We start from the raw sequence: 2,859 nt of genomic DNA on the forward strand, positions 1-2,859 counted from the left end.
CTCCTTCCTCCTCGCACCCACCCGCGGCCCGCTCAGCCCGGAGCAGAGCCGCCTGCTCGGGGTGCCCGCCACCGTGGCCGTGCCCGCGTCCGAGACGGCCGAGTTCCTCGGCGACTTCTACCCGAGCCTCCGTCATGCGCTCCCGGTGACGAGCACGGATGCCTCGGTGACCTTCCCGGAGGCCGCCGCTCCCGTCCTGGTGCTCACCGTGCGCTTCCTCCCCAAGCAGGCGCTGAGCCTCGCCTGGGACTGGGAGTACCGCGAGGGCCGTGCCGTCACGCGCGTCCCGCTCGACGCCGGCCCTGGCCCCGGCCGCCCCGCCGGTCGGGACGCCTCCGCGGAGGCCGCGCTCATCGCGGCGGTCGAGTTGCGGACAAAGCACCTTCCTCCGCGCCGCGACGGTGTTTTCTCCGCAACTCACCCAGGCACCGCACCCGGCTCGCCTCCGGACACGCTCCGCGGGCTCGACGCGGCCGAATTCACCTCAGGGGAACTCCCCCGGCTCGACGAGCTGAGAGGGCTGCGGATCGACCGGATCGGCGCGGATCCGGGCTACCGCGAACTCACCGCGACGCCCGAACTGACCATCACCACGGTCGAGACGAACCAGAGGGACTGGTTCGACCTCGGCGTGATCGTCACGATCGACGGCCGCACCGTGCCCTTCGGCCCACTGTTCAAGGCACTCGCCCTGGGCAAGCCGAAGCTGCTCATGATCGACAACACCTATCTCTCGCTGCGCCAGCCCGCGTTCGAGCGCCTGCGGACGCTCATCGACGAGGCCCGCAGCCTCACCGAGTGGGAGACCGGGCTGCGGATCAGCCGCTACCAGGCCCAGCTCTGGGCGGAGTTCGAGGACCTCGCCGAACACACCGAGCAAGCAACGGCCTGGCGGTCCGCGGTGTCCGGGCTGCTCGAACGGACCCGCGCGGTCGACGCCGGCGACCGTGACGGCGACGGCCATGGCCTCCTCGAGCCCGTTCCTGTGCCCGAGGGAGTGACCGCGACCCTGCGCCCGTACCAGCGCGAGGGCTTCGCCTGGCTCGCCTTCCTCTGGAAGCATCGCCTCGGCGGCATCCTCGCCGACGACATGGGCCTCGGCAAGACCCTGCAGGCGCTGGCCCTGATCGAACACGCGACGCGCGAATCCGGCCCCGCACCCGCCGTACCGCGCCGCCCGTTCCTCGTGGTCGCCCCGACCTCCGTCGTCTCCAACTGGATCGCCGAGGCCGCCCGCTTCACCCCCGGGCTCCGCGTGCACGGCGTCGAGACGACCCAGTCGACCGTCCTCGGCCGCGGCGGCACGACGCTCACGGATGCCGTCGCGCACCACGACGTGATCGTCACCTCATACACGCTCTTCCGTCTCGACTTCGCGGCGTACCGAGCCCAGGGCTGGGCAGGGCTGATCCTCGACGAGGCGCAATTCCTGAAGAACCACGCCTCCCGGCTGCACGCCTGCGCCCGCGACCTCGACACGCCCTTCAAGCTCGCCATCACCGGGACGCCGATGGAGAACCGGCTTCTCGAACTCTGGTCCCTGTTCGCGATCGTCGCACCCGGCCTGTTCCCCTCCGCCCGCCGGTTCAGCGAGGAGTACGTCCGCCCGATCGAGAACCGCGACGAACACGGCGTGAGACCTGCCGGCACAACAGACGACGCCGGGCAACCCGGCAACCCGGCGCTGATCACCCGGCTGCGCCGCCGCATCCGCCCCCTGATCCTGCGCCGCACCAAGGACGTCGTCGCCCGCGAACTGCCCGAGAAACAGGAGCAGGTACTGCGCATCGAGCTGAATCCCCGGCACCGCGCGCTCTACGACACCTTCCTGCAGCGCGAACGGCAGAAACTCTTCGGGCTGATCGAGGACCTCGACGCGAACCGGTTCATCGTGTTCCGGTCGCTGACCCTGCTGCGGATGCTGAGCCTCGACCCGTCCCTGCTCGGCGACACCTACGCGGACGTGCCCTCGAGCAAGCTCGACGCCCTCTTCGACCAGCTCGACGACGTCGTCGCCGAGGGTCACCGGGCGCTCGTGTTCAGCCAGTTCACCTCGTTCCTCGGCAAGGCAGCCGCACGCCTCGACGCCCAGGGCACCCCGTACTGCTACCTCGACGGCTCGACGCTGAAGCGCTCAGAGGTGATCGACCGGTTCAAGAGCGGCACGGCGCCGGTGTTCCTGATCAGCCTCAAGGCCGGCGGCTTCGGCCTCAACCTGACCGAGGCGGACTACGTCTTCCTGCTCGACCCGTGGTGGAACCCGGCGACGGAGACGCAGGCGATCGACCGCACCCACCGCATCGGCCAGACCCGCACGGTCATGGTCTACCGGCTCGTGGCCGCGGACACCATCGAGGACAAGGTGATGGCGCTCAAGGAGCGCAAGGCGCGTCTCGTCGGCTCGGTACTCGATGGCGCGGGCCTCGACGGTGCGGCGACGGCAGCGGATGTCGGCGACGACTTCACCGCGGAGGACATCCGGGCGCTCCTCGCGCCCTGAGCCCCGCAGGCGGGGCTGGTGGCGAGCGGCCTAAGCGGTCGCGGGCAGCTCGGCGGCTATCGACGCGGCCCAGGCGTCGATGGCGACCCAGTCGCGGAAGTCGCCTTCAGGGAGCAGCTCCCGGCCGGCCGGGATCATCCGCACGAGCCGGTCGCGGCGGCGCAGCGCCTCCGGGTTGAGCGCCCCGAAGAAGACCTTGGTGCCCTGCGGTTCGAGCGCGGTCACGAACTCGTCGAATTGCTTCGGCTCGGCCTCGATGATCAGTTCGTGTCCCTCGGCGTCGCGGGTCGCGGTGCCGAGCGGGCCGCTGCTGAACAACCAGGCTCCGTGGCAGATCATGGCCGCCGTGATGGCCGCCG

General features: G+C 70.7%; 1 protein-coding gene and 1 pseudogene. One reads left to right on the top strand and one right to left on the bottom strand.

Annotation, left to right across the window (positions count from 1 at the left end):
- Nucleotides 1-2,500 (top strand): DEAD/DEAH box helicase (locus tag QN345_RS17645; protein WP_323508983.1); only part of this gene is annotated, 2,500 nt, incomplete at its 5' end.
- Between the two features lie 30 nt (nt 2,501-2,530).
- Here the strand turns inward: QN345_RS17645 and QN345_RS17650 are convergent.
- Nucleotides 2,531-2,859 (bottom strand): annotated as a pseudogene (locus QN345_RS17650) (hypothetical protein); the annotation flags it as partial.

The sequence above is a fragment of the Cryobacterium sp. 10I1 genome, from assembly GCF_035019805.1.
Classification (GTDB): Bacteria; Actinomycetota; Actinomycetes; order Actinomycetales; family Microbacteriaceae; genus Cryobacterium; species Cryobacterium glucosi.